Origin of the sequence: Aeromonas sp. 604282, assembly GCF_049170575.1 — a bacterium.
In the GTDB taxonomy this organism is placed as follows: Bacteria; Pseudomonadota; Gammaproteobacteria; order Enterobacterales; family Aeromonadaceae; genus Aeromonas; species Aeromonas veronii_A.
On the sequence record NZ_JAAKMV010000006.1, the window covers coordinates 19,987 to 45,233 of the forward strand.

Consider the following 25,247-nt stretch of genomic DNA (forward strand, 5'->3'; position numbering starts at 1 on the left):
GGTAAAGGGATTTGCCGCCGTTTTAATGTCATTCACTAATTGAAAATTCAGAGGGAGGATTTATTTGCTCAAAAACCCACTCCGAAAAAACTTTTTCAACATCCCATCTATTATAATTTTCGTCAGGGTAACGTTTTCTCATCAAATCTGACTTACAGGAATTAAACTCATGATATTTTTCCATGAATTTCTTGGACAGTTCATTTAGTTCACTGTCACTGTTAATTATAAAAAACGGCAATTTTATTATGGGTGGTTTCAGTTGAGTTGTGATTGGTGTAGACAGTGTTTGATATGTATCACAATGCACTTCACTTTTTCTTATGTGTTGAAATAAACTATATTCAATAGTTCCTTTTTTATAATAGTAAATCTCACAGTAAAATTCTGCGTTTGACCCATCTTGAGCTTCTGGATAGGTAATAAACTCAATGTTTGGGAATGGTATAGTCAAACCCTCGTTGTAGTAATTAACAACAGGCAAGGTCTTAATAATTCTGTTCTTATATTTTAAGTGGTAGTCAAACTGTCTTGTATTCTCAAAATATAAGTTTTGCCACCAGTAATTACCCCCCTCATGTTCTACATTTCCAATCTCAATAGTGAAATCAGGATCATTAGAATAGAAGGCTTGGCTAATACCGTCATAGTCCCAACATTTGGCATCTTCTAAAAGAATGGAGAATCTATCAGGGGCTTTTAGATTGAGGCCGAATCTTTCACGCCACATCGTTCTGACATCAATTGGATTGGCACATGAATCTAATGGTGTATTAGCATCATTTGTCCGTGAATAAACAACACCAGCTCGTATGGATTTACCTTGATAACTGTATTCTTTTGTCAGGTAATATGGTTTTAAAGGCTCATTAAATATTGTTAGGATTGCTAACTTGGCTTCATTAAATTGTAAAAATTCAAGCTGAATGTTTGGGATGTTATCTTCACTAAAACTTAGTCTTCTAAGCGCAGTGATAATATCTGCTTGAGTATATTTTTTATCACTGTCATTTAATCCAACTACTTCTAATGAATCAGATATTCCGAAAGCTATGTATCTATTCCCATTGTGAATTACATTAGCCATACATAGAATATCATGGACCATTGCAGCCATATTGTTGTGGAATTTTTGTTTGAAGTCCCACCAGAGACCTTCTTTACCTTTTGAGAGTAAGTCATTAATGATGCTGTTCATTAAATAAAACCATGAAGTAATGTAAATTGTATTTTGTAATTGTCGTCAGTTTACCTTCAAATATGGTCGCAATGGAACTATTTACATGCTTATAAGCTGAACTCGCATGTTGGGCTTCGCAGGCTCAGCACCAAACTACCGATCGTGTAGGTTGTGGCGAGCGTAGCGAAGCCCAACGTTTACCGCGAAATCTCTTTTTCCTTTCCCTTATCCCCAGCCCTTCTCCTCCTTTTTTAATAAATGGGAGAAGGGAGCCATGCCGTTACCGCTGTCCGATTACGCTTCGCTAATCGAACTTACGAGAGGGCCAGGGTGAGGGGAGCATTCAGGTATTAGATGGTCAGCTCCAGCCGGTTGCCTTCCGGGTCGAGGAAGGTGCTCTCGTAATAGCCGTCGCCGGTCCAGCGGGGGCCGTCCAGGTGTTTCACCTCGGCGCCCTTGAGCAGCTTGAGGCGGGCGGTCATCTTGTCCACTTCCTCCACGCTGCCAAGGGAGAAGGCGAGGTGGGCCAGCCCCTGCAGCGGGTGCGGCAGGTGCAGATCCGCCGGAAACAGGATGGGGATGTGCATCAGCTCCAGGCTGGCGCCCCCTTCGAAACGCACGAAGTAAGAGCTGAACTGTTTGCTCGGGTTGTGATAGCGCTCATTGGCCTGCCCGCCAAACAGGGTGCAGTAGAATGCCTTGAGTGCCTCCAGATCCTGCGCCCAGATGGCGACGTGATGGATATGCATGGCTGATCTCCTGTGACTCGATGCCCTTGATGCTATGCTGGGGCCTGTCCCTTCGACATGGCTGAGCCCGTCCTGATGATGTCTGAAACTGCCAACGCCGAGATTATCGATGTCTCCCCCGACTGCCGCGAGCAGATCTGCTGCGACAGCTTGCTGCCGGCCCTTGCGCAGGAGCAGGTGTGGCTGGCGGGTTATTCCCGTCTCAAGACCCGCTACCGCATCGCGCGCCGCTTTGCCGATATGCACTGTTTTCTGCTGACCCTGGGCGGTGAGGGGGAGGTGCAGGTGGGGGAGCGCCGCGAGCGGTTGCAGGTCGGGGAGTGGGCGCTGATCCCGGCCGGGGAGCCAATCTGCTATCAGTTGAGTGAGCCGTTGAACCAGCAGGTGAATAAGGGGAGTGAGTGGGAGCTGGTGTGGCTGCTGCTGCACAAGGATTCCCCCTGGGATGCCTTCGCCAGCCACCCCCGGCTCGGTTGTACCTCCCAGCAGGCCACCGTACTGCGCACGATCGAGAACCTCTATGCGGAGCAGGAGCGCCATCAGGACCCGCTGCTCAGCGCCCTGCTGGTTGAGCAGCTCGGCTTTTACCTGCGCCGTCTGTTGCAAAAGGGGGAGGGGCAGCGGCGTGGCGAGCGGCTGGCGCTGCGCCTCGAATTGCTGCTCAAAGAGGCGCTGACCGAGCCGTGGGACATAGCGCGCATGGCCGGCGCCCTGCATCTCTCCGAGCGCCAGCTCTACCGGCTCTGCCAGCAGCACTTCGCGCTGGCGCCCATGGCGCTGCTGCAACGGCTGCGGCTGCAGCGGGCGGCGCTCTTGCTGGCCAGCCGGGCCGACCCGGTGAAGCTGCTGGCCGAGCAGTGCGGCTTCAAGAACGAGTACCATTTCTCCACCGCCTTCAAACGCCAGCATGGCCTGGCGCCCAGCCACTATCGCAACCTGCATCATCCTGCCTTTAAAACCGGACAAGGGTGAAATATTGAGCCACACTGGTTGCTAATGTTATTCAGACGAACCCGATGGCGGCCGATAACCGGAACAAGTAGTGGCGGTTTTCATCGATCAACGGATAGCGGACTGTGCAGCCGTCTGCCGCTATCATTTCTCAACATCAGGCTGGAATGCCCCGCGCCCCAGCGGGGCGGCAATACAAGGATGGTCTCCCATGCTGCAGGACAGCGACACGATCAGGATCTCGGATGTCAGCGAAGCCGTGGTACATGGCATTCTCGAGGTGATCAGCGATGGCATCTGGGACTGGAATGCCAACACCGGTTTCGTCTATCGCAACCCGGGCTGGTACCGGATGCTGGGCTACGAGCCCCATACTCTAGGCAACAATGTCTTCACCTGGGAGAGTGTGATCCACCCCGACGACATGGATCGGGTGATGGCGAGCTTCGATGCCTATCTGAGCGGCGCCGCCCCCGACTACCGGGTCGAGTATCGCTGCCGCAGTCGCGGCGGAGACTATATCTGGATCGAGGATTGCGGCCGCATCATAGAGCGCAATCCCGATGGGTCTGTGGCGCGGATGATCGGCGCCCATCGCAATATCCACGCCAGCAAGTTGCTGCTGGAGCAGCTGGAGCTGCGCAATCAGTCGCTGGAGCAACTGGTGGCGGAGCGCACCGCCGAGCTGGTGCGAGTCAACGAGGCACTGCAACAGAGGGTGGAGGAGAATCGTCAGCTGGCGGAGACTGATGCCCTGACCGGTGCCGCCAGCCGCTATCGGCTGGAGCGGGCGTTGCAGCTGGAGTGCGAACGGGCGCGCCGCTTTCACTTGCCTTTTACCGTGATTGCCATGGATGTGGACAACTTCAAGCAGATCAATGACAGCTATGGCCACAATATCGGGGATCAGACCCTGATCAACATAGTGGCGCTGGTGCGCGACCATATCCGCGAGATTGATCTGCTGGCTCGTTGGGGTGGCGACGAGTTTATGGTGCTGCTGCCCAATACCGGCCGTGAAGATGCGTTGGTGGTGGCGAACAAGTTTCAGGCGTTGATGGTGACGAACCCCATCTGTCCCCGCGGTGTCACCACCATGAGCTTCGGAGTGGCGGAGTATCAGCAGGGTGAGCAGAAGGAGAGTCTGATGGTGCGTGCCGATCGGGCGCTCTATCAGGCCAAGCAGCAGGGCAAGAATCAGATCTGCTGATGGCACATCAGCCAATAGAAGGGCCGCAGGCGTGAAACCTGTGGCCCTTTTGCATTGTTACTGACGCGGCGCGACTTAGAAGTGGTAGCGCAGACCCAGCTTGAGGGTATCCAGAGAGTAGTGCTCATCACCCAGGCTCAGGGCGTTGAACTGGCGCTCGTAACCGATACCGGCAGAGAAGCTGTCGTTGAAGGCGTAGTCCAGACCCACTTCCAGATTGGGGTGTACCTTGCTCTTGGTTTCGCTGCCACTTACCTGACCGCTCATACCGAGGATGGTGGCATTGCCGACAACTTCCACTTCGGTGCGAGTGTAAGCGATACCCGGTTTGGCATAGGCGCTGAAGCCCCAGGCCAGCGGATGGCTCAGCTTGGCGGCCAGGCTGATGCTGCGGGTGTCGATGGTGGTGTCGGCAAAACCGGTTGCCCCCTGAGAGGTCACCCAGATCAGCTGCTCCATCTGTTGGGCGTGCAGGCCACCTTCAATGGCCAGCCAGGGTTTGAAGCTGTAACCGACGATCAGGCTGCCGCCGTCGAGCTGGTCGTCGATCACTTTGGCGTCATAGGCGCGCTGGAGGTCACCGTCGAGATCCATCTTGGAGGTGGTCAGATCCAGACCTGCATACCAGCCTTCGGCATGGGCGCCGCCATTCATGGCCAGAGCAAGCAGGGAGAAAGCGGCAATTTTATTAAACTTGTTCATGGATAAATAACCTTGTTTTGCGTGAACTGCGTGTAATTTATATTGCTCAATCCATGAAGCTTTTTATATTTCCGTCATCGCTCTGCTTTCACAGAGGGGCCGCAGTATAGTCAGCACATTTCTGAATAACAAGAGAGTGGTTTCCCCATCATTATAAATATGACTGGCTGCAAGCAGGGCCATTTTGTTTAATAAATGGTGTTATTAGAGTTTTAGCTTTATTGAGGTTTAAATAATTAACTGGTGAGGCAAATGACCGGCTGCGAGTTCTATTTTGATTCTATGTGATTGATTTTTATCAGCATTGAATTTTCATTCGAGCGTGGCCATGATGAGCCGTCTAAAAATTGGCATCTCAGATGTCACTGATTGGCATCAGGTTCTTTTCGATGATTTTTTGAACGCATCACAAGGTGAAACCGTGAGAAAAAAATTTCTCTCTTTGCCTGTTTTTTGCTCTTTTTGAGGTTTGGGATTGTTCCCATTGTAACTTTTGGTGGTCTTTTGAGGCTGTTTTTGCGTGGGCTATGCTACCCACCAGATACGCGAATGGGCGCTTGTGGGTGGCTTTTCTCTTCACCCGGTAGCAGTTGTTGGGGTGGGCATGGGGTGTGATAAGCAGATATGGGGCGTGCGGCCCGATTAATTTTGTTTGCTTATATATGCAAGCCATTTAAAAGATAAGTTTTTGATGTTTTAAATTACTTGATTATATTTGTTTTTATATTGAGTGAAGCTTTCCAAGTAAGCCATTTAAATATATTTAATGGCAATGAGACGGTATTAAGGATCGTTTAGGATACCTTGCCAGAGAGGTCGTAGTGGCTGGCGCATCAGTGGGCGGCGGGTGGCCTGTGACACTTCCCCTTGCCGGGGCCCTTGACCTGACCTGCGAATTCAGGGAAAAGAAAAGGGCGGTGCTATCAGCGCCGCCCAATGCCAGGAAAGAGAAAAAACCTTGCGGTTTAAAAGATAAAAATTTGGAAGCAAACAATCGATTTCTCAACCAGGAAGGGTCTTGAATTCGATACGTTTCGATTATGCGCGATGTTCTATGCAGCACTAGCAAAATGTTTGCGGGTTGAAAGATATGCACTGTCTGGTGTCAGATTTTGCGACCTCATCGTTCAACTGGTCTGTCCTGATGGGCGTTGTAGGCGATTTTTTCTCTAGGCTGTTTTTTCGGTGTCAATATCTGAGCCTTGAAGGTAAAAACAGGTCAGAAGCTGACTCGGCATAACCATGCAATGAAAGTGCGATAACAAGGAAGAGTGGCATGACCTACAGCCAGACCCTGGCCAACAATATTCTCGACACCCTGAAGAAGACCCTGACCGACAAGGGGATCCGCTATCAGACCCTGGCAGAAGCCATGGGTGTCTCCATCGCGACCGTGAAACGGATGATGAACAAGCCCTCGCTGCCGTTTGATACTCTGCTGGAGATCTGCCATCTGGTGGGTCTCTCGTTCGAGGAGTTGCTGGATCGCACTCAGGACGCCCAGAGCCGCCGCGCCGTCTTTACCCAGGAGCAGGACGAGGCGTTTCACAATGAGCCGGGGCTCTACGCTTTTCTCGCCAATATCTTCTGGCGCGACAAGACGCTGATCGATCTCAAGCGGGAGTACGGCCTGACCGATGCCTCCTGCTACCTCTATCTGCGCAAGCTGGAGAAGCTCGGCATTTTGCAGCTTGGTATCGACAACAGTTACCACTTCCTGATCAGCGAGCGGATCAGCTTCGAGCAGCACAGCCGTTTCGCCCGCCAGCAGGCACGGCAGGCGATGTCGGTGCTGGGGGAGTATCTGGTGGAGAACATGCACAAGTCGAACAACTATATGGCGCTCTGCCAGTTGCACCTCAACGAGGGGGAGGCGATGGCGCTGATCGACCGGATGAAGGAGTACTGGCATCAGGAGATCAAGCTCAACCGCCCCGCCATCGGCCAGCAGGAGCACGCCAAGACCTACACCATGTCGCTGCAACTGGCCGACTGCGGCTACCAGAGCTTCGACGACATGATCCCCAATATCGACAACTGATCCCGGCGGATCCTGCGGGATCCGCCATGTTGGAGTCTGGTTATTCCTTGAGTTGAACGGTATGCGATCTGCTTGCGACCGGTTGCAGCACCCGGTTATCGAGGCCGATGCGGATCGCCACTGTGCTCGACAGTGCTCTGGATATTTTCCCTAATCGGCGACCCGGGTTTGTTGCAGCTTGCCTGCGAGCGGCTGCAACGCTCGCGTATCCAGACAGATACGGATCGCATCCGGCCGCCAGTGCTCGATATCGCAATCTACCAGACCGCCCCGCTCGTCGTAATTGACCCGCACCAGCCGCAGCACCGCGCTCCCCTCTGCCAGATTGAGGGCGCGGGCGATGGCGCCGCGCGCCGCCGAGGGGGTGATCTCGAGACTCGCCCCACCCTGGCCTATGCCATAGCGCTGCTGATAGAGCTCGGTGAGGGAGCTGGCCAGCGGCGCGCTGGCGATATCGGGAAAGCGGCTCGCCAGCAGGTGGTGGCTGACATGCAGCACCGGGCGGCCGTCGATCAGCCGCTGGCGGCGGATCTCATAAAGTGGAGTGAAGGGTTCCAACCCCATCCAGCGGCACAGCTCGCTGCTGGCAAGCTCGCTGCCATGGGCCAGCACCCGGGTTTCGGCGGTGCGTTGCTGCTCGCCGATCCACTGGTGAAAGTGGGTGTGGATGGCGGGATCGTAGGTGAGGCGGGGTGGCGCCACAAACCAGCCGCGCCGCTCGGCCCGGTAGATAAGGCCGTCTGCTTCGAGGCTGGAGAGCGCCTCCTTGATGGTGATGCGGGTGGTGGCAAAGCGCTCGCTCAGGGCCCGCTCGGCGGGTAGCTGCTGCCCGGCCCCCAACTGGCCGCTGCCGATATAGCGGCGCAGAGTCTGGCAAATCTGTTCGCACTTGGAGGAGACGCGGCCATCGGCCATGCTCTGTTCGTTCACTCTCTGCTCGCTCAATCTCGGCTCGGTCACACTCTTGTCCCTGTTGCTTATTCAGAAGGCGGGTGGCTGGCCAATCCCTTACTGGAATAGTCCAGCCTCACTCGGGTTCAGAGTTGTAACTGCTGTGGATGACAGCGCCATGACAGGGTGATTGTCATCAAACTGCCATTAAAGCGCCCCGCCACCGTCACAATTCCCCTCTAGCATCCCTCTCGAACCTTAACTGACCTAGTCCAGAGGGATGGGATGATGAAAAGCGTGATCGCAAGTGCACTGGCCATGGTGGCCATCAGCCAACCGTTGTTTGCCACAAATAGCTATGCAGCCGAAAATATCGCGGATCTCGAAAAGGCCGCCCGTGGCGAAGGCCAGCTCCACAGCATCGGCATGCCCGACAGCTGGGCCAACTGGAAGGATACCTGGCAGCAGCTGGGCAGCATCTACGGCATCAAGCATCAGGATACCGACATGAGCTCGGCGCAGGAGATCGCCAAGTTCGCCGCCGAGAAGGCCAATGCCACCGCCGATATCGGTGACGTGGGCGGCGCCTTCGGTCCGGTTGCGGTCAAGCAGGGTGTTACCCAACCCTACAAACCCTCCACCTGGGCCGATATTCCCAACTGGGCCAAGGACGCCGACGGTCACTGGATGCTGGCCTATACCGGCACCATCGCCTTCCTGATCAACAAGGATCTGGTCAAGGCCGCCCCCACCAGCTGGCAATCCCTGCTGGGTGGCGACTACAAGGTGACCCTGGGTGATGTGGGCGTAGCCTCCCAGGCCAACAACGGCGTGCTGGCGGCGGCCTATGCCACCGGCGGCAGCGAGAAGAATCTGAAACCTGCACTGGAGCTGTTCGGCCAGCTGGCCAAGCAGGGTCGTCTCTCCCTGAACGATCCGACCATCGCCAACATCGAGAAGGGCGAGGTGGAAGTGGGTGTGCTGTGGGACTTCAACGCCCTCAACTACCGCGACCAGATCGACCCCAAGAAGTTTGATGTGGTGATCCCGAGTGACGGTTCAGTCATCGCCGGTTACACCACCATCATCAACAAGTGGGCCAAGAACCCCAACGCCGCCAAACTGGCGCGGGAATACATCCTCTCCGATGCCGGTCAAATCAACCTGGCCCGCGGCTACGCTCGCCCGATCCGCAGCAACGTGACTTTGCCGGATGATGTGAAGGCCAAGCTGCTGCCAGCCGAGCAGTATGCCAATGCCAAGCCGGTTCAGGATCACGCCGCCTGGGAGCAGAGCTCCAAAGCCCTGCCGCGCCAGTGGCAAGAAACCGTCATGATCAACATGCAGTAAGGGAATCCAGTGCAACACAAGGTGATAGTGGTACTTGTGGATGGTCTGGCAGCCGAGGTAGCCCACACCATGGGCTACCTCGGTGGCATGGTGGAGGCGGGGCGGGGCCTGCATACGACCCTGAATGCTGCCCTGCCGTCTCTCTCCCGACCCCTCTACGAGTGCATCCTGACCGGCGTGCCGCCGGTGGTGAGCGGCATCACCCACAACGGGGTGAGTCGCCTCAGTCTGCATGACTCCATCTTCCATCTGGCCCGCGCTGCGGGTAAACGCACCGCAGCGGCGGCCTATTACTGGGTGAGCGAACTCTACAACCGCAGCCCCTGGCTGGCAGCCCGCGATCGCTTCACCCATGACGAGCGACTGCCCATCCAGCACGGCTGTTTCTACTGGGATGACGGCTACCCCGACAGCCACCTGTTGATGGATGGCGAGTGGCTGCGCAGCCAGTACGACCCCGATTTTCTCCTGATCCATCCCATGGGGGTGGACAACGCTGGCCACCAGTTCGGCCTCGACTCCCGTCAGTACCGCAATCAGGCGCGCCGGATGGACAGCCTGCTGGCCGACCTGCTGCCCCAGTGGCTGGCACAGGGATATCAGGTGGTGATCACCTCGGATCACGGCATGAACAACGACTTGAGCCACGGCGGCACCCTGACCGAAGAGCGCACCGTGCCGCTCTGGCTGTTTGGCGATGCATTTATCGAGCGCTGGCCGGATGGGGTAGTGATCGCCCAGACCCAGCTCTGCGCCTTGATGGCCGATCTGCTGGGAGTTTCCCACGACAAGCCGGGCTGCCCGCCACTGCTCAAGGCCGCCTTCCTGCGGGAGGTACACTGATGATGCCCGCCACCACCGAGATCCTGGCGGATCAACCGGCCGTCACCCGGCGCCGGGCTCGCCGTCACTGGCTGCCCGCCCTGGTGCTGCTGCCGTTCGTTCTCCTGATGATCCTGTTCCAGCTCGCCCCCATGGTGTGGGTGCTGGTGGGCAGTTTCCAGACCCCGGATGGCTGGGGCATCGACTACTACCGGGAGATTTTGAGCTCCCCCTTCTACCTGCAATCGTTCGGCAACTCGCTGCGCATCGCCGGTATCGCCAGTCTGGCGGGGCTTGCCATCGGCACCCTCGGGGCAGCGGCGCTGCGCCACAGTGGCGAGCGGGTAAAACGGCTGCTGCTGGCCTTTGTCACCATGACCGGCAACTTCAGCGGGGTGCCGCTGGCATTCGCCTTTATCATCATTCTCGGCATCAATGGTGCGGTGACCCTGCTGCTGAAATCCTGGGGATTGATCGACGGCTTCAACCTCTACTCGGGGTCGGGCCTTATTCTCATCTACACCTATTTCCAGATCCCGCTCGCCCTGCTGCTGCTCTACCCGGCCTTCGATGCGCTGCAGGATGAGTGGCCGCAAGCGGCCGCGCTGCTCGGCGCGAGTAAGGGGCAATATGTGTGGCACGTGGCGCTGCCGGTGCTGACGCCTGCGCTGCTTGGCACCCTGATCATCCTGTTTGCCAACGCGGTGGGGGCCTATGCCTCTGCCTACGCCCTCACTACTGGAAACTTCAATCTGGTGACCATCCGGGTGGCGAGTCTGGTCTCCGGCGACATCTTTCTCGAGCCCAATATGGCGGCGGCGCTGGCGGTGATCCTGATGGTGCTGCTGGGGGTAGTGACGGCCGCCAACCAGTGGTTGCTGAAAAAGAGCTATGTGAACAAGGGGCAATCCCATGCATGATTTGACGCCGCGCTGGCCAAAGTGGGTGCTGGGTGGGCTGGTCGCCACCCTGCTGCTGCCGCTGCTGGCCACGTTTCTCTACTCCATCTCTACCCGCTGGGGGGCGACCCTGCTGCCGGATGGCTTCACCCTCGACTGGTATCTCAAGCTGTGGGGCGATCCGCGCTTTCTGGCGGCTTTTGGCCGAAGTCTCCTGGTCTGTGTCGCCACCCTGATGCTGGGGACCCTGGTGCTGGTACCGACCGTGCTGGTGGTGGCCTACTACTTCCCAAAGCTGGATCCCTGGATGAACCTGCTGATCCTGCTCCCCTTCGCGGTGCCACCTGTGGTCTCGTCGGTGGGGCTGCTGCAGATCTACGCCGATGGTGTTCTGCCCATTATCGGCACGCCGTGGATCCTGATCGGCACCTGGTTCACCGTGGTGCTCCCCTTCATGTACCGGGCACTGGCCAACAGCCTGCAAGGGGTGCCGCTCAGGGATTTGATGGATGCCGCCCATCTGCTGGGGGCCAGTAGTCGGCGCGCCTTTCTGTTGGTGGTGATCCCCTGCCTGCGCAAGGGATTGCTGGCGGCGCTGTTTCTCTCGCTCTCCTTCCTGCTCGGCGAGTTCGTGTTTGCCAACATGCTGGTGGGCACCCGTTACGAGACCCTGCAGGTCTACCTCTACAACATGCGCGCCACTTCTGGCCACTTCACCAGTGCGCTGGTGATGAGCTACTTCCTGCTGACTCTGCTGCTCACCTGGGCAGCCAACAGATTTCATCGGTGAATCAACATGTTCCATCTAGAAGTGAATCAACTGCACAAATCTTACGGCGATACGCCGGTGTTCGAGGGGATCGAATTCGGCATCCGCAAGGGGGAGCTGGTGACCCTGCTCGGCCCCTCCGGCTGTGGCAAATCCACCCTGCTGCGGGCGCTGGCGGGGCTCACTCCGGTGGATGGCGGTCAGGTGCGGGTGGCCGGTGAAGATATCACCTGGCAGGCGCCCCAGAAGCGGGGCATCGGCATGGTGTTCCAGAGTTATGCGCTGTTCCCCAACATGACGGTGTGGGACAACGTTGCCTTCGGCCTCAAGATGAAACCCCAGCCGGGACGGGATCTCGCCGCCAGCGTGCAGGAGGCGCTGGCGCTGGTGGAGCTGACCGGCTTCGAGCGCCGCTATCCGGCCGAGCTCTCCGGCGGCCAGCGCCAGCGGGTGGCGCTGGCCCGGGCACTGGTGGTGCAGCCGCGGATCCTGCTGCTGGACGAGCCGCTCTCGGCGCTGGATGCTCGCATCCGCCGCAGCCTGCGCCAGCAGATCCGCGAGATCCAGCAGCGGCTCGAACTCACCACCATCTTCGTGACCCACGATCAGGAGGAGGCGCTTACCATGTCGGATCGGATCTTCCTGATGAACAAGGGCTCCATCGTCCAGAGCGGCACGCCGGAGGAGATCTACACCCGCCCCGCCAGCGAGTTTGTGGCGGGCTTTATCGGCAACTACAACCTGCTCGGCGCCGAGCAGGGCAAGTCGCTGTTCGGCCCCCGTTTTCAGGGCAAGCTGGCGCTGCGGCCGGAGTCCATCACCCTGCTGCCCGCCGGGGCGACCAGCAGCGAACCCAGCCTGCCCGGCATCGTTCGCCAGCAACAGCTGCTCGGCAACGTGATCCGCTATCAGGTGGAGTGCGAGGCGGGGCTGTTGACGGTGGATTGCCTCAACCGCTCGGCTGGCGATCTGCTGGCCACCGGCAGTGCCGTGACCCTGGTGGTGGCCCGGGATCAACTCTGTGAGGTAGCATGAGGCCGCATTTCATTTCCATTTTCACTGCGAGGAGCGCCCATGGCACTGGCACTGTTTGATCTGGACGAGACCCTGATAGCGGGGGATTCTGCCAGCCTCTGGCTGGAGTACATGGTGGCCGAGGAGCTGGCCCCTGCCAGCATGATCGCCGAGGAGCAGGCCATGATGTCCCTCTACCATCAGGGCAAGATGGACATGCACCAGTACATGGCTTTCACCCTGCAACCGCTGGCGGGCAAGACGCGCCAGTGGCTCGACTCGCTCTCTACCCGCTTTGCCGAGCAGGTGCTGCGCGAGCGCCTCTACCCCGAGGGGTTGGCGCGCATCGAATGGCATCGGGAGCGGGGCGACGATCTGGTGCTCATCTCCGCCTCCGGCGAGCATCTGGTGGCCCCCATGGCGAAGATGCTGGGGATGGATCACTGCGTCGCCATCCTGCTCGATGAGGAGGAGGGGATGTTGACCGGCCAGACCCGCGGCACCCTCAGCTTTCGTGAAGGCAAGGTGGCCCGCATCAACCAGCTCTTTGCCGGCAGGGACCATCTCTGGCAGGGGAGCTTTGGTTATAGCGACTCTCACAACGATCTGCCCATGCTGCGGGCGGTGAGCCACCCCCATGCGGTCAATCCGGCCCCCGCGCTGCGTCAGCAGGCCGAGGAGCTGGGCTGGCCGGTGTGGGTGTGGCAGCGCTGAGTTGTGCGCTCAAACAGGCTCAATACACGGCAAAAATAGCGATATAAACAACAGAGAGAGGCCGTTGCCTCTCTCCTGTCTTCCTTTCCTGGTTGCGTTCATTCTGTCTCCCGCCACGATGACCGCCGAGTTTGCTCAAGGTGAGGAGGCCTCTTCCATCTGACCGTTGCCACGACGCTGGGGGAAGCAGATACGATTTTTCCCCTCCCGCTTGGCCTGATAAACCCCGCTGTCGGCCAGCTCTATCAGCTCCTTGGCCGAGAGTCCGGAGTGACTCAAGGCCACCCCACCGCTGAGGGTAATGGTCAGTTCCGGCTCTCGCCACTCCAGTTGAGTGACTGCGAGTCTGAAGCTCTCCAGCAGTGAGGCAACCTCATTCATTTGCATCTCCAACCGCAAGATCAGCACCAGCTCCTCGCCACCGTAGCGGCAGAACCAACCCCACTGGTCAAACATTTTCATGCCCAGCTTGCTTACTCGCCTGAGGACTATATCCCCTGTCTGGTGGCCAAAGGTATCGTTGACTTGTTTGAAGTTATCGAGATCGAACATCACCACGAGGAAGGGGGGGCCACTGCCGAGCTGTCTTTGCAGGCACTCGTCGAAGAAACGGCGGTTGTAAAGACCGGTAAGCTTGTCCTGATTGGCTTGCTGGCGGATCTGGGCAAAATCCTGGCTGGCGGCATCCATCTCTTCATAGACCTTGGCCAGCTCCAGCATGCGGCTACCATGATAGGCTTTACCGCCAGAACGACTGGTGCGGATCAGCAGGGTAATCTCTCCCAGCATGCGACGGAAATAGCGGGACCAGAGCAGTGCCAGCAGCAGATAGAGAATGCAGGCGAGTGCAATCATCAGCTGCACGTTGATGGAGACGCTGTCGATCACCTGCTGCATGCTGGCAGTCGGCTCGACGCTGAGCAGGATCCAGCGCTGCTCGGGGATGCGGTAGTAGGAGACCATCAGGCCGCTGGCATCATCGAGGAAGAAACCCTGCGGCTGTTGCATTTGTGCCAGCCATTCAAGATGGGTGAGCGGCTTGAATACCCGTTCGCGATCCGGATGGGCCAGCACCAGCCCGTCATGGTTGAGCAGGAGCTGATAGCCATTACCCAGATGGTGACTCTGCTCATGCCGACTGTTGAGCCAGCTGGCGAGGGGGGTGAGCTGGGTATCCAGCGAGAGTACGCCAACCCGCTTGCCGTCAGGATCTTCAATCACCCTGGCCAGCGCCATGGTGAGAGTGCCCAAGGTGTAGTCGTAATAAGGAGCAGTCCAGACAATCTGTCCGGGATGGCTGGCGGCCAGCAGATACCAGGGGCGGGTTCTGGGATCGAACTTCTCGTCGGCCTGCCAGGAAGGGTGGATCAGCATCTTGCGATGCTCGGTGCCCACGTAGACGTAATCGAGCTCCATCACCTTGTGATAGGCCTGCCACTGTTGCAGGTAGCGCTCGCCGTTAAGGATCTCCGAGCCGCTGAAATCCTGATAATTTACCTGCTGATAAATGAGCGTAAACTGGCGTTTGAGGGTCGCCAGATAGGGTTCGATCAGGGTATGGAAATACTGGGTGTTGCGAGCAATCAGGTTCTGTTGCTGCTCGTGGCGCAGGGTGCGCTCCATATGCAGGTAGTAGATGCTGCCGAGCAGCAACACTGGGATAAAGAGCAAGAGGAGGCCCAGCCGCATGCGGGTGATCAAAGACCAAGTATTCTTGGGCTTGGCGGGGGACATGAACAGATCCTTTTCGTCTCGGGTGACACCAGCATATATGATGCTGTGCGGCTCGTCTAAAGGCAGAAAATGAGATGTTTCCGATGTTGAACCACACTCTGCTCTCAATGATTCATTATGGCAGCATAGCGGTGCTAATCCTTGCCCTCTGTGTCGAGTATCTGATCTTTCGGCGCGGCCTGAACATGCTGCGGGTGCGCCGCTTGCTGCTGGCAGATGGGGTGGCGGCGCTGGCGCTCTTCTCCATCTTTGCCACCGGGAGTCTGCTGGCCCTCGAGCATGCCAGCTCGGTGGCAGAGATCTTTGCCCATCCTGCCCACGGTCTCAAGATGGGGCTGTTTCTGCTGATTGTCGGCTCCCTCGTTTATCCCAGCCGCCTCTTCTATCGCTGGCGTCGCGCCCTGCGTCTGGGCAAGGCGCCGATGATCTCCATTCAGCAGCACTTCCGGGTGGTGTGGATCCTGCGGGGCAATCTGCTACTGATTGCCCTGTTGGCCGTGTTCACCAAGCCCTCGCTGCAGTAACACTCGCGGTGCTCAAAAGCAGTGCGATGCAGAGCGTTGAGAGCGAGAGCGAAGACAAAGAGTGGAGACAAGAGGATAGGGAGGCGGGTATCTTGGATCGGATAACCCGTCACGCGCCGATTTAAGGAAGAATCGCCATGCGCTCCAATCTGATGTTGCTGATGGCTGCCACCATCTGGGGTATGGGCTTTGTCGCCCAGCGCCTCGGGATGGATCACATGGGGCCCTATACCTTCAATGGCCTGCGCTTTCTGCTCGGCGCCCTCTCCCTGCTGCCGCTGCTCTGGTGGCTCAAATCCCGACAACCTGTTGCCGTCGCGGGCGACCATCGCCAACTGCTGATCGGTGGTGTGCTGGCCGGGCTGGTGCTGTTCTGTGCCGCCTCCCTGCAGCAGGTGGGGCTGCTTTATACCACTGCCGCCAAGGCCGGTTTCATCACCGGGCTCTACATCATTCTGGTGCCGGTACTGGGGCTACTGCTGCGCCACAAGAGTGGCCTCAATACCTGGATCGGCGCCATCATCGCGCTGGCCGGTCTCTATGTGTTGAGCGTTACCGACGAGTTCACCATCGGCTTTGGCGATCTGCTGCAGGTGGTCGGCGCCCTGTTCTGGGCCGTTCACCTGCTGCTGGTGGATCACTACTCCAACCGGGTTGCTCCCATCAAGCTCGCCGGAGTGCAGTTCGTAGTCTGCGGCCTGCTCAGCCTCGCCACCGCTTTTGTTATTGAAACTCCGACTGTTAGCGGCGCTGTGGCCGGTTGGCAGGCGCTACTCTATGCCGGACTGGTGTCGGTCGGGGTGGGTTATACCCTGCAGGTGGTAGGGCAGCGGGGCGCCCATCCGGCCCACGCCGCCATCATCCTCAGTCTGGAGACCGTCTTTGCCGCCGTGGGTGGCGTATTGTTGCTGGATGAAACGCTGGACGAGCGCGCCATTGCCGGTTGTGCCCTGATGCTGGCGGGGATGCTCATCTCCCAGATCCGGCTGCGCTGGTGGTGGAAGTCGCGCCGGGACAAGGTGCCAGCGACAAAGTAAACCGCAGCCCGCAGCATAACAAAAACGCCCCGACAGTCGGGGCGTTTTGCATGATGGCGACTCGGGTCAGGGGCGCTGATCCAGCTCGCGCTCCAGCTCCATGGCCTTCTGACGGGCCGGATGGGTATTGAGGCGCTGCCAGTAGGCTTGCAGGTGCGGGAAGTGGGCCAGCTGACCGCTTTGCGCCAGCAGATCCACCAGGAAGGAGTTCATGATGTCGGCGCCGGAGAGGCGATCCCCCACCAGATAGTGGCGACTCGCCAGTACCTCATTGAGGTAGCCCAGCACCTTGGCACACTCTGCTTTGGCGTAGTCCGGCAGGAAGCGCATCGGGCTGCCATCCTTGCGCACAAACATATCCAGCAGCAGAGGCAGGATGCCCGAGCTCTCGGCAAAGTGAAGCCACTGCAGGTATTCGGGATAGTCGGGGCTATCTGGTGCCGGTGCCAGCCGATCCGGGGCGTAGCGGGCAATCAGGTACTCGGTGATGGCGCCCGATTCTGCCAGCACCCGGCCGTCGAACTCGATGACCGGCGACTTGCCGAGTGGATGGATGGCTTTTAGCTCGGGCGGTGCCAGAAAGGTGGTGGCATCGCGCTGATACGCCTTGATTTCATAGGGCTGACCCAGCTCTTCGAGCAGCCAGATGATGCGTTGGGAGCGGGATTTGTTCAGGTGGTGCAGGACTATCATAACGACCTCGATTCGGTGGCAGGGTGGGGTATACGAGCGGACGAGGGGGGCGGTTCACCGATGGCTAAAAAAGAGCGGGCTGATGCCCGCTCCCTCGTTGACTGACTCAGGCCTCCAGCGCCTGATCCAGATCCGCCAGAATGTCCTCGATCGCCTCGATCCCCACCGACAGCCGGATCATCTCCGGTTTCACGCCAGCCTTGGCCTGCTCCTCCTCGCTCAACTGGCGATGGGTGGTGGAGGCCGGGTGGCAGGCCAGCGATTTGGCGTCGCCGATGTTGACCAGCCGCTTGAAGATTTTGAGCGCATCGTAGAAACGCACGCCCGCCTCGTAGCCATCTTTCAGCCCGAACGAGAGAATCGCCGAGGGGCGACCGGCCATGTACTTCTCTGCCAGCAGATAGTGCGGGTGACCCGGCAGACCGGCATAGCTGACCCATGCCACCTTGGGGTGATGCTTGAGGTGGTTGGCGACCCGCAGGGCGTTGTCGACGTGGCGCTCCATGCGCAGGCTCAGGGTCTCCAGCCCCTGCAGCAGCAGGAAGGCGTTCATCGGCGCCAACGCGGCGCCGGTATTGCGCAGCGGCACGGTACGCACCCGCCCGATAAAGGCGGCCGGGCCAAAGGCCTCGGTATAGACCACCCCGTGATATGAAGGTTCCGGTTTGGTCAGCTGGGGGAAGCGCTCGGCGTGATCCGCCCAGGGGAACTTGCCCGAGTCGACGATGACGCCACCCAGCGAGTTGCCGTGGCCGCCGACATATTTGGTCAGGCTGTGGACCACGATGTCGGCGCCGTGTTCGATGGGCTTGCAGAGCACGGGGGTGGCGACCGTGTTGTCGACGATGAGCGGCACGCCACGGGCGTGGGCTGCCTTGGCCAGCGCGGCCAAATCGACGATGTTGCCCGCCGGGTTGCCGATGCTCTCGCAGTAGACCGCCTTGGTCTTGTCGTCGATCAGGGCGGCGATGGCCTCGGCGCTGTCATCCTTGGCGAAGCGCACCTCGACCCCGAAGCTCGGCAGCATGTGGGCGAACAAGGTATAGGTGCCGCCATAGAGCTGGGGCGTGGAGACAATGTTGTCACCGGCGGCGGTCAGCGCCTGAATGGCGTAGGTGATGGCGGCGGAACCCGCCGAGACCACCAGGCCAGCGATACCCCCTTCCAGCGCGGCCATCCGCTGCTCCAGCACATCGTTGGTGGGGTTCATGATGCGGGTGTAGATGTTGCCCGGCACCGCCAGATTGAACAGATCCGCCCCGTGCTGGGCGCTCTCGAACTCGTAGGCCACCGTCTGGTAGATGGGCACGGCGACCGCCTTGGTGGTGGGGTCGTTGGAAAAGCCGTGGTGCAGGGCCAGGGTCGCATCTTTCATCACACACTCCTTGTTGGATGTTGCTTATGGCATTTATAGATGGATAGACGTCCAATCTATCAGGCCCGTGGCCGATGTAAACAGCAAGATCCGGCAAAGCAATGTCGCCTGCAGGGGATGCGCGTCCTGAGTGGCTGGCATGGCCCGCACTCAGAGACGACGGCGATACTCCTTGTCGTCGATCTGGTTCATATCCCACTGCATCAGGCGGTTGAGCTGCTGCATGGGATCCTCGATGAGCGCCAGCGGGCGCGGCAGGATCCGCTTGAAGTAACGGCGCAAGGTCTGCTGGATCCGGTTCGGTTTGAGGGAGTTGGCGTGGCTCATGATGGTGCTCCTGTGCAGTGGTTCTCACGTTCATCAGCAGTATTGAGCTAAAATGCGGAAGTAAAAACTGATGACTTATAGCAACAGGATTTCCTCTTTTATGCCGACCGGTCGCCTCTACCAGCAATTTCAACGACTCGCCCAGCTGCTTGGCAGCGACGAACGGGAGATCAGCCTCGCCGAGGTGGCGGATCTGCTCTGCTGCACCCCGCGCAACGCCCGCCTGCTGCTGCGGCGGATGCAGGATCAGGGCTGGCTCAGCTGGTCGGCGGAAGCGGGGCGGGGGCGGCGCTCCCGACTCACCCTGCTCGATAGTCAGGAGAGCCTGACCCGGCGCCGCTTGCGGGATCTGCTCAGTCAGGGCCAGCTGGCGCAGGCGGTACGACTGGCCGAGGATCGCCTCGATCTGCTCACTCCGCTGCTGATCGAACAGCTCGGTCAGGCCACCCGCGAGGGGCGCCAGATCCTGCGGGTGCCCTACTACCGGCCGCTGCCGCAGTTGCTGCCCACCGGTCCGATGCGCCGCTCCGAAATCCACCTGAGCCGCCAGATCTTCAACGGCCTCACCCGGCGAAATGAGGAAAATGGGGAAATCGAAGGGGATCTCGCCCACCACTGGGAGTGTCTGGGCCCCTGCCACTGGCGCTTCTACCTGCGCCCGGCGGTGCGTTTTCACCATGGTCGCGAGCTGGTGGTGGAGGATGTGATGGAGAGCCTGCTGGACCTGCGGGCTCGCCCGCTGTTCGCCCATCTGGATCGGCTGGAGAGCCCCTGGCCGCGCACGCTGGATCTCTATCTCGACAGCCCGGATCCCTGGTTGCCCCACCTGCTGGCCGAGCCGGTGGCGACCATTTTGCCGCGAGAGCTCAAGGGGGAGGCAGGCTTTGCCCTGCAACCGGTGGGCACCGGCCCCTACCGGGTGGCCGCCAACGATCCCTTGCATCTTTGCCTTGCGGCGTTTGACGACTACTTCGGCCTGCGCGCCCTGCTCGACGAGATCGACATCTGGATGTTGCCGGAGCTGGCGGAGCGACTGGAGACCCACCTGCAGCTGGGACGCGACAGCCCTGAGCTCGGCACCATGCGCGGCGAATCAGAGCTGGAATCGGGCTGCTACTTCCTGCTGCAGGACGATCGCTCCGGATCCTTGCAGGATCCCGCCCTGCGCCAGTGGCTCGGCCAGCTGCTCAATCCGGTTGCCCTGATGGGGCGAGTCGCCCCCGAGTTGCAACGGGGCTGGACCAGCGCCCTCGGCCTGCTGCCCCACTGGCGCGAAGCGCTGCCCGCGCCCTTGCCCACACCGACGCAGTTGCCGGAAAGACTGGTGCTTGCCTGCTTCAACCAGCATCTGGAGTTCAACGAGTGCGCCAACGCCATGAGCAGCCTGCTGGCCGAACAGGGGATCCGGCTCGAGGTGCGCACCCTCGATTACAGTCGTTGGGTGAGTGGCGAGGATGAAGATGTGGATCTCTGGCTTGGCACCCTTAACCTCGAACATGCCGGCCCATTTGCCCCCTACGCCTGGTTGCAGGGCACACCGCTGCTGCGCAAGGTATGGGGCAGCCAGTACACCTTGTGGCAGGGATTGACGCAGTGGCGCGCCAGCGGTGAGGAGCCAGGGCCGCGAACCCTGCTGGCAACAGTGCAGCAGCAGGGCTGGTTTGTGCCGCTGTTTCACCACTGGCTGGAGCTGGAGAGCCGCACCGGCGTGCACGGGGTTCGCATGACGGCACTCGGCTGGTTCGATTTTCGCAGCGCCTGGTTGCGGCCGGAACTGGCTGTCAGCACTCGGGATAAGACGGGGGAGCTTGAGTCCTGATGCGGGGCGCGCTAGCCTGAGCGCGGTCCCATGACAAGGAGTCACCCGCCATGCTGGAAATGCAGATCCAACCCCGCTTTCAGGAGACAGATGCCCTCGGCCATATCAATAATACGGTGCCGGCAGTCTGGTTCGAGTCGGCGCGGGATCCCCTGTTCCGGATCTTCTCGCCCGATCTGGATGTGCACAACTGGCATCTGATCATTGCGGGCTATACGGTGCAGTTCAAACGGGAGCTGTTCTACGGCCAGTCGGTCACCATCAAGACCGGTGTACGCCGCATTGGCAGCAGTTCCTTCACCATTTGGCAGGAAGCCTGGCAGCAGGGGGAGCTGGCCGTCACTGGCGAGACGACCCTGATCCATTTTGACTATCGGGCACGGCAATCCATCCCTCTGAGCGAGACTCACCGGGAGGGGCTGCGGGCCTGGTTGATAGAGAGTTAACCCGGGCCTTTCGGCCAACACACAGGACATATATGCGCAATACCGTGATCGCTCTGAGCCTCGGCTTGGGGCTGGGGCTCTGCTCCCTGCCGTCTCTGGCGGCAACGCTCGCCGAACAGTTCTCCCTGATGGAAAAGGGGGCCGCGAGTGCCCTCGATACCCGTCTCTTCAGCCACGACGGCGTCGACATCAAGGCCTGGGTTGATGGTGCCCCCGTCATCATCGCAGTGCCCATCATGAACGAGTTGGGCAAGCTGGAGGGGGAGAGCCGCTATTACTTCAAGGGGGGCAAGCTGTTCGGAGTCAAAGAGCCCGCCGCCCAGTTCGCCTTTGACGACAGCGGCAAGCTGACCCAATGGCTGGACGAAAAGGGTCAGCCCGCCGAGTTCGTCAGCAAGATGAGCATGCAGCAACGTCAGGAGTGGCTCACCAAGCGGGCCGCCGAGCTGAGCAAGCTCTTTGCTCCCGGCGCTGCCGAACAGAAGGCGGCCAAGGGCAGCGTCAAGCTCAAGGGGGGTGAGCTCGCCCACTGGCTCTGCAACGGCAAGCTGATGGAGCTGGCTGGTGGCGACAAGGTGATCTTCGAGCAGGAGAAGCTGAAGATTGGCGAGCAGGGGATCGCGGGCGATATATCCTTGCGTCAGGAGAAGGGTTGGCAGGAGCTGAGCCTCAAGTGCGAGGTGCAGGGCAATCTGGTGACTCGCCTCACCTGGCAGCCGCTGCCGGCGACTAACAAGCCGCAATAAGCGCACCACAACAAGGGGCCCATCGCGGGCCCCTTATCATTGGCTCATTGTTCCCCCTGCTTCATCCGGGCGAGCGCCTCGACCCGGCGCCACTGTCCGGGTTCGAACCAGCGAGCCAGCAGCTCCTGCTGCTGTTCGGTTCTGGCGGTGGCAGGCAACTGCTCCAGCTCGGCCAGATAGCCATTGAGCTGCTCCTTGAATCCCTGCCGGCTCTGCTCAAGCTGATGCATCCGATCCACCGCTTCCGGCCCTGCCTTCTCCAGCAGTTCGGCATCCCGTCTGGCTGGCTCCATCTTTTCCAGCGCCTGCAGTTCGCCCAGCAGGCGGCTGTTGGCTTCGGCCTCCTGAAACCACCGGGGCTGCGCCGCCAGCCAGAGCTCCAGTTCGCTGGCCAGCTCCTTCTTGTCGGCATCGCTTGCTTCGGCCAGTGCCTTGCGGCGCAGGGTCAACTGCTCCATCAGACGCTCTTCGGCGAACAATTGTTCCTGCTCGGCCGGTGTGAAGCTCTGTTGGCGCAGTAGCTCCCGTTCGTCGAAGAGGATCTGCAGGCTGGCGAGGGTGATATCGGTGGGCACCGTCAGGCTGCTCTGGGCGGAGACAAAGGTGCGATAGCGCGCCTGCAGGGCATCGGCGGCCTCCTGCTCGGGATCGTGCGGGTGGCTCTGTGCATGCTGGCTGGCTTGAGCGGTTGATGAGTCTGCCGTCGGTGCCGTGGGCAAGAGTAACACCCCGCCAAGCAGCAGGGTGATGGCGCAGGGCACGACGAGCAGGGTGGCAATCTTCATAGTCCCAGCTCCTTGAGACGGTTGGCATGCTGGCGATAGAGGGTGACCGGATCGGTCTCGAACAGATGGTGGATGCCGAAGGACTGGTTCACTTCGTCCAGATGGTTCATCCGGTAGCTGGTGCCGATCACCTTGCCGAGGTGGCTGCTGCAGACCCCGACCAGCCCGTCATTGGGCTCCTTGAAGAAGGCGCCGGTCAGAGCCAGCGCAGGATCCACCGGATCCAGCAGATTGGTCAGGTTGCCGCGCCCACTCCAGGAGAAGTAGTAGACGCCGTTGTTGGCCTGCATCGGCCCCTCGCCGCAATACTGGCTGGGCAGTCCCTCCGGGTAGCGCTGGTTGAATTGGCTGGCCCCCTTGCTGGTGAGGGCATCGAGCGCGGCGACCGGATCTTGCGGTAGCTGGCTCCCGCCGGAGAGCAGTGAAATCATGCCGGAGAGGGCGTGGGCCGCGGCGGCAGCCAGCTTCTCGGCGGCGCTGCCTGGGGTGGCGTTGGCCCGCACCAGATCGGCAATCTCGGATCCGTAGTTGACTCCGCCGACGCTGGTGGCGGAGGCGACCAGTTCGGGGGCGACCGAGGCAACATAGCGGATGGTGGGGCCGCCGTGGGAGTGGCCGATCAGATTGACCTTCTCGGCGCCGGTGGCCGCCAGCAGCAGCTCAATCTGGGCGAGCAGCTGTTCGCCCCGTTGCTCCGAACTGGCGGTGGCCGATACCTGGGCCACGTAGACTTTGGCTCCATCCCGGCTCAGGGCCTGGGGAATGCCGTAGAAGTAATCGACCCCGAGCAGCTTGTCGAAGCCGAACAGGCCATGCACCAGCACTATGGGGTAGCGGGTCTGGGTGTATCCGCTGGCGTGTGCCAGCATGGGCAGGGTACAGAGCAGCACCAGAAGCCATCTCTTCATCATCAGCATCCTTGTTGATTCGTGAGGAACAGATTGTGTGGCGTACTCCATGTTCGCCGGTGCCAGTATGGTGGCTGTTGACGGGAGAGGCTGTGAGGGGGATCGCAACTCGGGATTCAAAAGGGATTCAGGGTGCGGGCGGGGAGGCTGTGCTCCCCGCCCCGCGGCTTATTGCCACTCCACCAGGTAGTACTGCTTCTTGCCCCGGCGCAGCAACAGGTAGCGACCAAACAGCCGATCCGCAGTACTCAGCAGCTCATCCTGCTTGAGCACCCCGTTGAGGCTGATGGCGCCCGCCGCCAGCAGTTCACGGGCGATGCGCCTGGAGTTAGCCAGACCGCAGCTGACCAGCAGACTGACCAGATCGGTCTCGCCGCTGATGATGCTGCTCGGCATGCCATCCTGCGCCAGCTGGGCCAGATCGCTCTCGCCGAGGCGGGTCACGTCGCCGCTAAACAGCAGTTCGCTGATGCGCTGCACCGCCGCCAGCGCCGCTTTGCCGTGCACCAGCTCGGTCAGTTCGTTCGCCAACACCTGCTGGGCCAGCTTGCGCCCTTGCCGCGTGGCATCCTCTGCCTCCAGCGCCTCAATCTCGGTCAGCGGCATAAAGCTGTAGTAGCGCAGGAAGCGGTAAACATCCTCGTCCGCCGTGCCGAGCCAGAACTGGTAGAAGGCGTAGGGGGAGGTGAGGGCCGGATCGAGCCAGACCGCACCACCCTCGGTCTTGCCGAACTTGGTGCCGTCTGCCTTGGTGATAAGTGGCAGGGTCATGCCGTGGACCTGCGCCTGATGGAGGCGACGGGTGAGATCCATGCCGCTGGTGATATTGCCCCACTGGTCGTTGCCGCCAATCTGCAGGGTGCAACTGAGCCGCTGGTACAACACCGCAAAGTCGTAGGATTGCAGCAGGGCGTAGGAGAACTCGGTGAACGAGATGCCCTGGTCCGGGCGAGCCAGTCGCTGGCGCACAGACTCCCGCGCCAGCATGGCGTTGACCGAGAAGTGCTTGCCGATATCCCGCAGAAAATCGAGGGCGGACATCTGTCCCATCCAGTCGCCATTGTTGACCAGTTGCGGGACCGCCAGGCCTTCATCGGCGGGCAGCAGCGCCCTGATTTGGGCCGACAGACTGGCGACCCAACCCTGCACGGTATCGGCACTGTTGAGGCTGCGCTCGGTCGCCTTGAAGCTGGGGTCACCGATAAGGCCTGTTGCCCCGCCCACCAGCGCCACCGGCGTGTGTCCCGCCAGCTGGAAGCGGCGCAGCATCAAGAGCGGAACCAGATGACCGATATGCAGGCTGCCAGCGGTGGGATCAAACCCGCAGTAGACGGTGCGCGGGGTAGCAAGATGATCGGCCAGGGCCGCCGGGTCGGAATTCTGGGCCACCAGGCCGCGTCGGGTCAGCTCATCGAGCAGGTGGGGGTTGATCATGGGTTCTCCAACAGCAAGGGGAAAAAACCACATCCTCGCCCCTCTGGCTCGCGCCGAATATGTCCCCCTGGGGACAGTTTTGTCACTCTCGTGCTAGCATCCGGCCATCGTCTGATCATCACACGAC

Annotated in this window: 25 protein-coding genes; 14 read left to right on the forward strand and 11 right to left on the reverse strand. The window is 59.7% G+C overall.

Annotation, left to right across the window (positions count from 1 at the left end; all coding sequences use genetic code 11):
- Positions 1-28: 28 nt before the first annotated feature.
- Positions 29-1,198, reverse strand: a complete 1,170-nt coding sequence (locus G5367_RS09035; protein WP_421208930.1) for a helix-turn-helix domain-containing protein — start codon at positions 1,196-1,198, stop codon at positions 29-31.
- Positions 1,199-1,530: 332 nt separating this feature from the next.
- Entirely contained in the window at positions 1,531-1,929 is a 399-nt protein-coding gene (locus G5367_RS09040; RefSeq protein ID WP_421208929.1) for a VOC family protein, read from the reverse strand.
- A gap of 75 nt (positions 1,930-2,004) precedes the next feature.
- On the opposite strand from G5367_RS09040, the gene G5367_RS09045 reads away from it, so the two are divergent.
- Complete coding sequence (locus tag G5367_RS09045) at positions 2,005-2,901, forward strand: AraC family transcriptional regulator (RefSeq protein ID WP_421208928.1); 897 nt, start codon at positions 2,005-2,007, stop codon at positions 2,899-2,901.
- A 190-nt stretch (positions 2,902-3,091) separates the two neighbouring features.
- Positions 3,092-4,090, forward strand: coding sequence for a sensor domain-containing diguanylate cyclase (locus G5367_RS09050; RefSeq protein WP_216952682.1), 999 nt, complete (start codon positions 3,092-3,094; stop codon positions 4,088-4,090).
- A gap of 75 nt (positions 4,091-4,165) precedes the next feature.
- Here G5367_RS09050 and G5367_RS09055 read toward each other — a convergent pair whose 3' ends face one another.
- A complete protein-coding gene (locus G5367_RS09055) occupies positions 4,166-4,792 on the reverse strand; it encodes a porin family protein (RefSeq protein WP_421208927.1) in 627 nt (208 codons plus the stop codon).
- A 1,276-nt stretch (positions 4,793-6,068) separates the two neighbouring features.
- Between G5367_RS09055 and G5367_RS09060 the strand changes: the two genes are divergently transcribed.
- A complete protein-coding gene (locus G5367_RS09060) occupies positions 6,069-6,833 on the forward strand; it encodes a helix-turn-helix domain-containing protein (protein ID WP_005336490.1) in 765 nt (254 codons plus the stop codon).
- Positions 6,834-6,983: 150 nt separating this feature from the next.
- Here G5367_RS09060 and G5367_RS09065 read toward each other — a convergent pair whose 3' ends face one another.
- Entirely contained in the window at positions 6,984-7,748 is a 765-nt protein-coding gene (locus G5367_RS09065) for a UTRA domain-containing protein (protein WP_088868366.1), read from the reverse strand.
- A 264-nt stretch (positions 7,749-8,012) separates the two neighbouring features.
- Here G5367_RS09065 and G5367_RS09070 point away from each other — a divergent pair, with 264 nt between their 5' ends.
- Genes G5367_RS09070 through G5367_RS09095 form a run of 6 tightly spaced genes read left to right on the forward strand, consistent with a single transcriptional unit; the run spans position 8,013 to position 13,292 of the window.
- The gene (locus G5367_RS09070) at positions 8,013-9,074 is read left to right on the forward strand and encodes an ABC transporter substrate-binding protein (RefSeq protein ID WP_005355254.1); all 1,062 of its coding nucleotides are present in this window, start codon (positions 8,013-8,015) and stop codon (positions 9,072-9,074) included.
- Between the two features lie 9 nt (positions 9,075-9,083).
- The gene (locus tag G5367_RS09075; RefSeq protein ID WP_421208926.1) at positions 9,084-9,917 is read left to right on the forward strand and encodes an alkaline phosphatase family protein; all 834 of its coding nucleotides are present in this window, start codon (positions 9,084-9,086) and stop codon (positions 9,915-9,917) included.
- Positions 9,917-10,816 carry an ABC transporter permease gene (locus G5367_RS09080; RefSeq protein ID WP_421208925.1) on the forward strand — a complete coding sequence of 300 codons (900 nt, stop codon included), beginning with the start codon at positions 9,917-9,919 and terminating at the stop codon, positions 10,814-10,816. Before G5367_RS09075 ends, G5367_RS09080 begins: the two co-directional genes overlap by 1 nt.
- Positions 10,809-11,585, forward strand: a complete 777-nt coding sequence (locus G5367_RS09085) for an ABC transporter permease (protein WP_204380513.1) — start codon at positions 10,809-10,811, stop codon at positions 11,583-11,585. Before G5367_RS09080 ends, G5367_RS09085 begins: the two co-directional genes overlap by 8 nt.
- A gap of 6 nt (positions 11,586-11,591) precedes the next feature.
- Positions 11,592-12,599 (forward strand): ABC transporter ATP-binding protein, encoded by a 1,008-nt coding sequence (locus G5367_RS09090; protein WP_158110437.1) that lies wholly within the window; start codon positions 11,592-11,594, stop codon positions 12,597-12,599.
- A 39-nt stretch (positions 12,600-12,638) separates the two neighbouring features.
- Entirely contained in the window at positions 12,639-13,292 is a 654-nt protein-coding gene (locus G5367_RS09095; RefSeq protein WP_421208924.1) for an HAD family hydrolase, read from the forward strand.
- Between the two features lie 135 nt (positions 13,293-13,427).
- Here the strand turns inward: G5367_RS09095 and G5367_RS09100 are convergent, their stop codons facing one another.
- Positions 13,428-15,026 carry a sensor domain-containing diguanylate cyclase gene (locus G5367_RS09100; RefSeq protein ID WP_421245099.1) on the reverse strand — a complete coding sequence of 533 codons (1,599 nt, stop codon included), beginning with the start codon at positions 15,024-15,026 and terminating at the stop codon, positions 13,428-13,430.
- Between the two features lie 83 nt (positions 15,027-15,109).
- On the opposite strand from G5367_RS09100, the gene G5367_RS09105 reads away from it, so the two are divergent.
- Complete coding sequence (locus tag G5367_RS09105) at positions 15,110-15,550, forward strand: DUF2214 family protein (RefSeq protein WP_421245100.1); 441 nt, start codon at positions 15,110-15,112, stop codon at positions 15,548-15,550.
- Between the two features lie 137 nt (positions 15,551-15,687).
- Positions 15,688-16,587 (forward strand): DMT family transporter, encoded by a 900-nt coding sequence (locus tag G5367_RS09110; RefSeq protein WP_139406592.1) that lies wholly within the window; start codon positions 15,688-15,690, stop codon positions 16,585-16,587.
- A 66-nt stretch (positions 16,588-16,653) separates the two neighbouring features.
- On the opposite strand, the gene G5367_RS09115 is transcribed toward G5367_RS09110, so the two are convergent.
- The 3 genes from G5367_RS09115 to G5367_RS09125 form a co-directional block, all read right to left on the reverse strand.
- Positions 16,654-17,280, reverse strand: coding sequence for a glutathione S-transferase family protein (locus tag G5367_RS09115; RefSeq protein ID WP_421245101.1), 627 nt, complete (start codon positions 17,278-17,280; stop codon positions 16,654-16,656).
- A 106-nt stretch (positions 17,281-17,386) separates the two neighbouring features.
- Positions 17,387-18,655, reverse strand: a complete 1,269-nt coding sequence (locus G5367_RS09120) for an O-acetylhomoserine aminocarboxypropyltransferase/cysteine synthase family protein (RefSeq protein ID WP_139460859.1) — start codon at positions 18,653-18,655, stop codon at positions 17,387-17,389.
- 150 nt (positions 18,656-18,805) lie between these two features.
- The gene (locus tag G5367_RS09125; RefSeq protein WP_421245102.1) at positions 18,806-18,982 is read right to left on the reverse strand and encodes a hypothetical protein; all 177 of its coding nucleotides are present in this window, start codon (positions 18,980-18,982) and stop codon (positions 18,806-18,808) included.
- Between the two features lie 100 nt (positions 18,983-19,082).
- Between G5367_RS09125 and sgrR the strand changes: the two genes are divergently transcribed.
- From sgrR to G5367_RS09140, 3 genes are read left to right on the forward strand one after another with little or no spacing between them, the layout of a single operon-like run.
- Positions 19,083-20,801 (forward strand): HTH-type transcriptional regulator SgrR, encoded by a 1,719-nt coding sequence (gene sgrR, locus G5367_RS09130; protein WP_421245103.1) that lies wholly within the window; start codon positions 19,083-19,085, stop codon positions 20,799-20,801.
- Between the two features lie 50 nt (positions 20,802-20,851).
- Positions 20,852-21,247, forward strand: coding sequence for an acyl-CoA thioesterase (locus G5367_RS09135; protein ID WP_005342765.1), 396 nt, complete (start codon positions 20,852-20,854; stop codon positions 21,245-21,247).
- 32 nt (positions 21,248-21,279) lie between these two features.
- Positions 21,280-21,993, forward strand: a complete 714-nt coding sequence (locus G5367_RS09140) for a hypothetical protein (RefSeq protein WP_421245104.1) — start codon at positions 21,280-21,282, stop codon at positions 21,991-21,993.
- Positions 21,994-22,037: 44 nt separating this feature from the next.
- Here G5367_RS09140 and G5367_RS09145 read toward each other — a convergent pair whose 3' ends face one another.
- From G5367_RS09145 to tyrS, 3 genes are all read right to left on the reverse strand, one after another.
- Positions 22,038-22,778: a lipase secretion chaperone gene (locus G5367_RS09145; RefSeq protein ID WP_421245105.1), complete on the reverse strand. Its 741-nt coding sequence runs from the start codon at positions 22,776-22,778 to the stop codon at positions 22,038-22,040.
- Positions 22,775-23,686 (reverse strand): lipase family alpha/beta hydrolase, encoded by a 912-nt coding sequence (locus G5367_RS09150; protein WP_421245114.1) that lies wholly within the window; start codon positions 23,684-23,686, stop codon positions 22,775-22,777. The genes G5367_RS09145 and G5367_RS09150 overlap by 4 nt, the downstream gene beginning before the upstream one ends.
- Before the next feature lie 168 nt (positions 23,687-23,854).
- Positions 23,855-25,120 (reverse strand): tyrosine--tRNA ligase, encoded by a 1,266-nt coding sequence (tyrS, locus tag G5367_RS09155; RefSeq protein WP_421245106.1) that lies wholly within the window; start codon positions 25,118-25,120, stop codon positions 23,855-23,857.
- Positions 25,121-25,247 lie beyond the last annotated feature (127 nt).

Excerpts from the sequence above, each read along its gene's own strand:
- G5367_RS09035 (WP_421208930.1), bottom strand. The coding sequence starts at position 1,198 with ATGAACAGCATCATTAATGACTTACTCTCAAAAGGTAAAGAAGGTCTC.
- G5367_RS09040 (WP_421208929.1), bottom strand. The coding sequence starts at position 1,929 with ATGCATATCCATCACGTCGCCATCTGGGCGCAGGATCTGGAGGCACTC.
- G5367_RS09045 (WP_421208928.1), top strand. The coding sequence starts at position 2,005 with ATGATGTCTGAAACTGCCAACGCCGAGATTATCGATGTCTCCCCCGAC.
- G5367_RS09050 (WP_216952682.1), top strand. The coding sequence starts at position 3,092 with ATGCTGCAGGACAGCGACACGATCAGGATCTCGGATGTCAGCGAAGCC.
- G5367_RS09055 (WP_421208927.1), bottom strand. The coding sequence starts at position 4,792 with ATGAACAAGTTTAATAAAATTGCCGCTTTCTCCCTGCTTGCTCTGGCC.
- G5367_RS09060 (WP_005336490.1), top strand. The coding sequence starts at position 6,069 with ATGACCTACAGCCAGACCCTGGCCAACAATATTCTCGACACCCTGAAG.
- G5367_RS09065 (WP_088868366.1), bottom strand. The coding sequence starts at position 7,748 with ATGGCCGATGGCCGCGTCTCCTCCAAGTGCGAACAGATTTGCCAGACT.
- G5367_RS09070 (WP_005355254.1), top strand. The coding sequence starts at position 8,013 with ATGAAAAGCGTGATCGCAAGTGCACTGGCCATGGTGGCCATCAGCCAA.
- G5367_RS09080 (WP_421208925.1), top strand. The coding sequence starts at position 9,917 with ATGATGCCCGCCACCACCGAGATCCTGGCGGATCAACCGGCCGTCACC.
- G5367_RS09085 (WP_204380513.1), top strand. The coding sequence starts at position 10,809 with ATGCATGATTTGACGCCGCGCTGGCCAAAGTGGGTGCTGGGTGGGCTG.
- G5367_RS09090 (WP_158110437.1), top strand. The coding sequence starts at position 11,592 with ATGTTCCATCTAGAAGTGAATCAACTGCACAAATCTTACGGCGATACG.
- G5367_RS09095 (WP_421208924.1), top strand. The coding sequence starts at position 12,639 with ATGGCACTGGCACTGTTTGATCTGGACGAGACCCTGATAGCGGGGGAT.
- G5367_RS09100 (WP_421245099.1), bottom strand. The coding sequence starts at position 15,026 with ATGTCCCCCGCCAAGCCCAAGAATACTTGGTCTTTGATCACCCGCATG.
- G5367_RS09105 (WP_421245100.1), top strand. The coding sequence starts at position 15,110 with ATGTTGAACCACACTCTGCTCTCAATGATTCATTATGGCAGCATAGCG.
- G5367_RS09110 (WP_139406592.1), top strand. The coding sequence starts at position 15,688 with ATGCGCTCCAATCTGATGTTGCTGATGGCTGCCACCATCTGGGGTATG.
- G5367_RS09115 (WP_421245101.1), bottom strand. The coding sequence starts at position 17,280 with ATGATAGTCCTGCACCACCTGAACAAATCCCGCTCCCAACGCATCATC.
- G5367_RS09120 (WP_139460859.1), bottom strand. The coding sequence starts at position 18,655 with ATGAAAGATGCGACCCTGGCCCTGCACCACGGCTTTTCCAACGACCCC.
- G5367_RS09125 (WP_421245102.1), bottom strand. The coding sequence starts at position 18,982 with ATGAGCCACGCCAACTCCCTCAAACCGAACCGGATCCAGCAGACCTTG.
- sgrR (WP_421245103.1), top strand. The coding sequence starts at position 19,083 with ATGCCGACCGGTCGCCTCTACCAGCAATTTCAACGACTCGCCCAGCTG.
- G5367_RS09135 (WP_005342765.1), top strand. The coding sequence starts at position 20,852 with ATGCTGGAAATGCAGATCCAACCCCGCTTTCAGGAGACAGATGCCCTC.
- G5367_RS09140 (WP_421245104.1), top strand. The coding sequence starts at position 21,280 with ATGCGCAATACCGTGATCGCTCTGAGCCTCGGCTTGGGGCTGGGGCTC.
- G5367_RS09145 (WP_421245105.1), bottom strand. The coding sequence starts at position 22,778 with ATGAAGATTGCCACCCTGCTCGTCGTGCCCTGCGCCATCACCCTGCTG.
- G5367_RS09150 (WP_421245114.1), bottom strand. The coding sequence starts at position 23,686 with ATGAAGAGATGGCTTCTGGTGCTGCTCTGTACCCTGCCCATGCTGGCA.
- tyrS (WP_421245106.1), bottom strand. The coding sequence starts at position 25,120 with ATGATCAACCCCCACCTGCTCGATGAGCTGACCCGACGCGGCCTGGTG.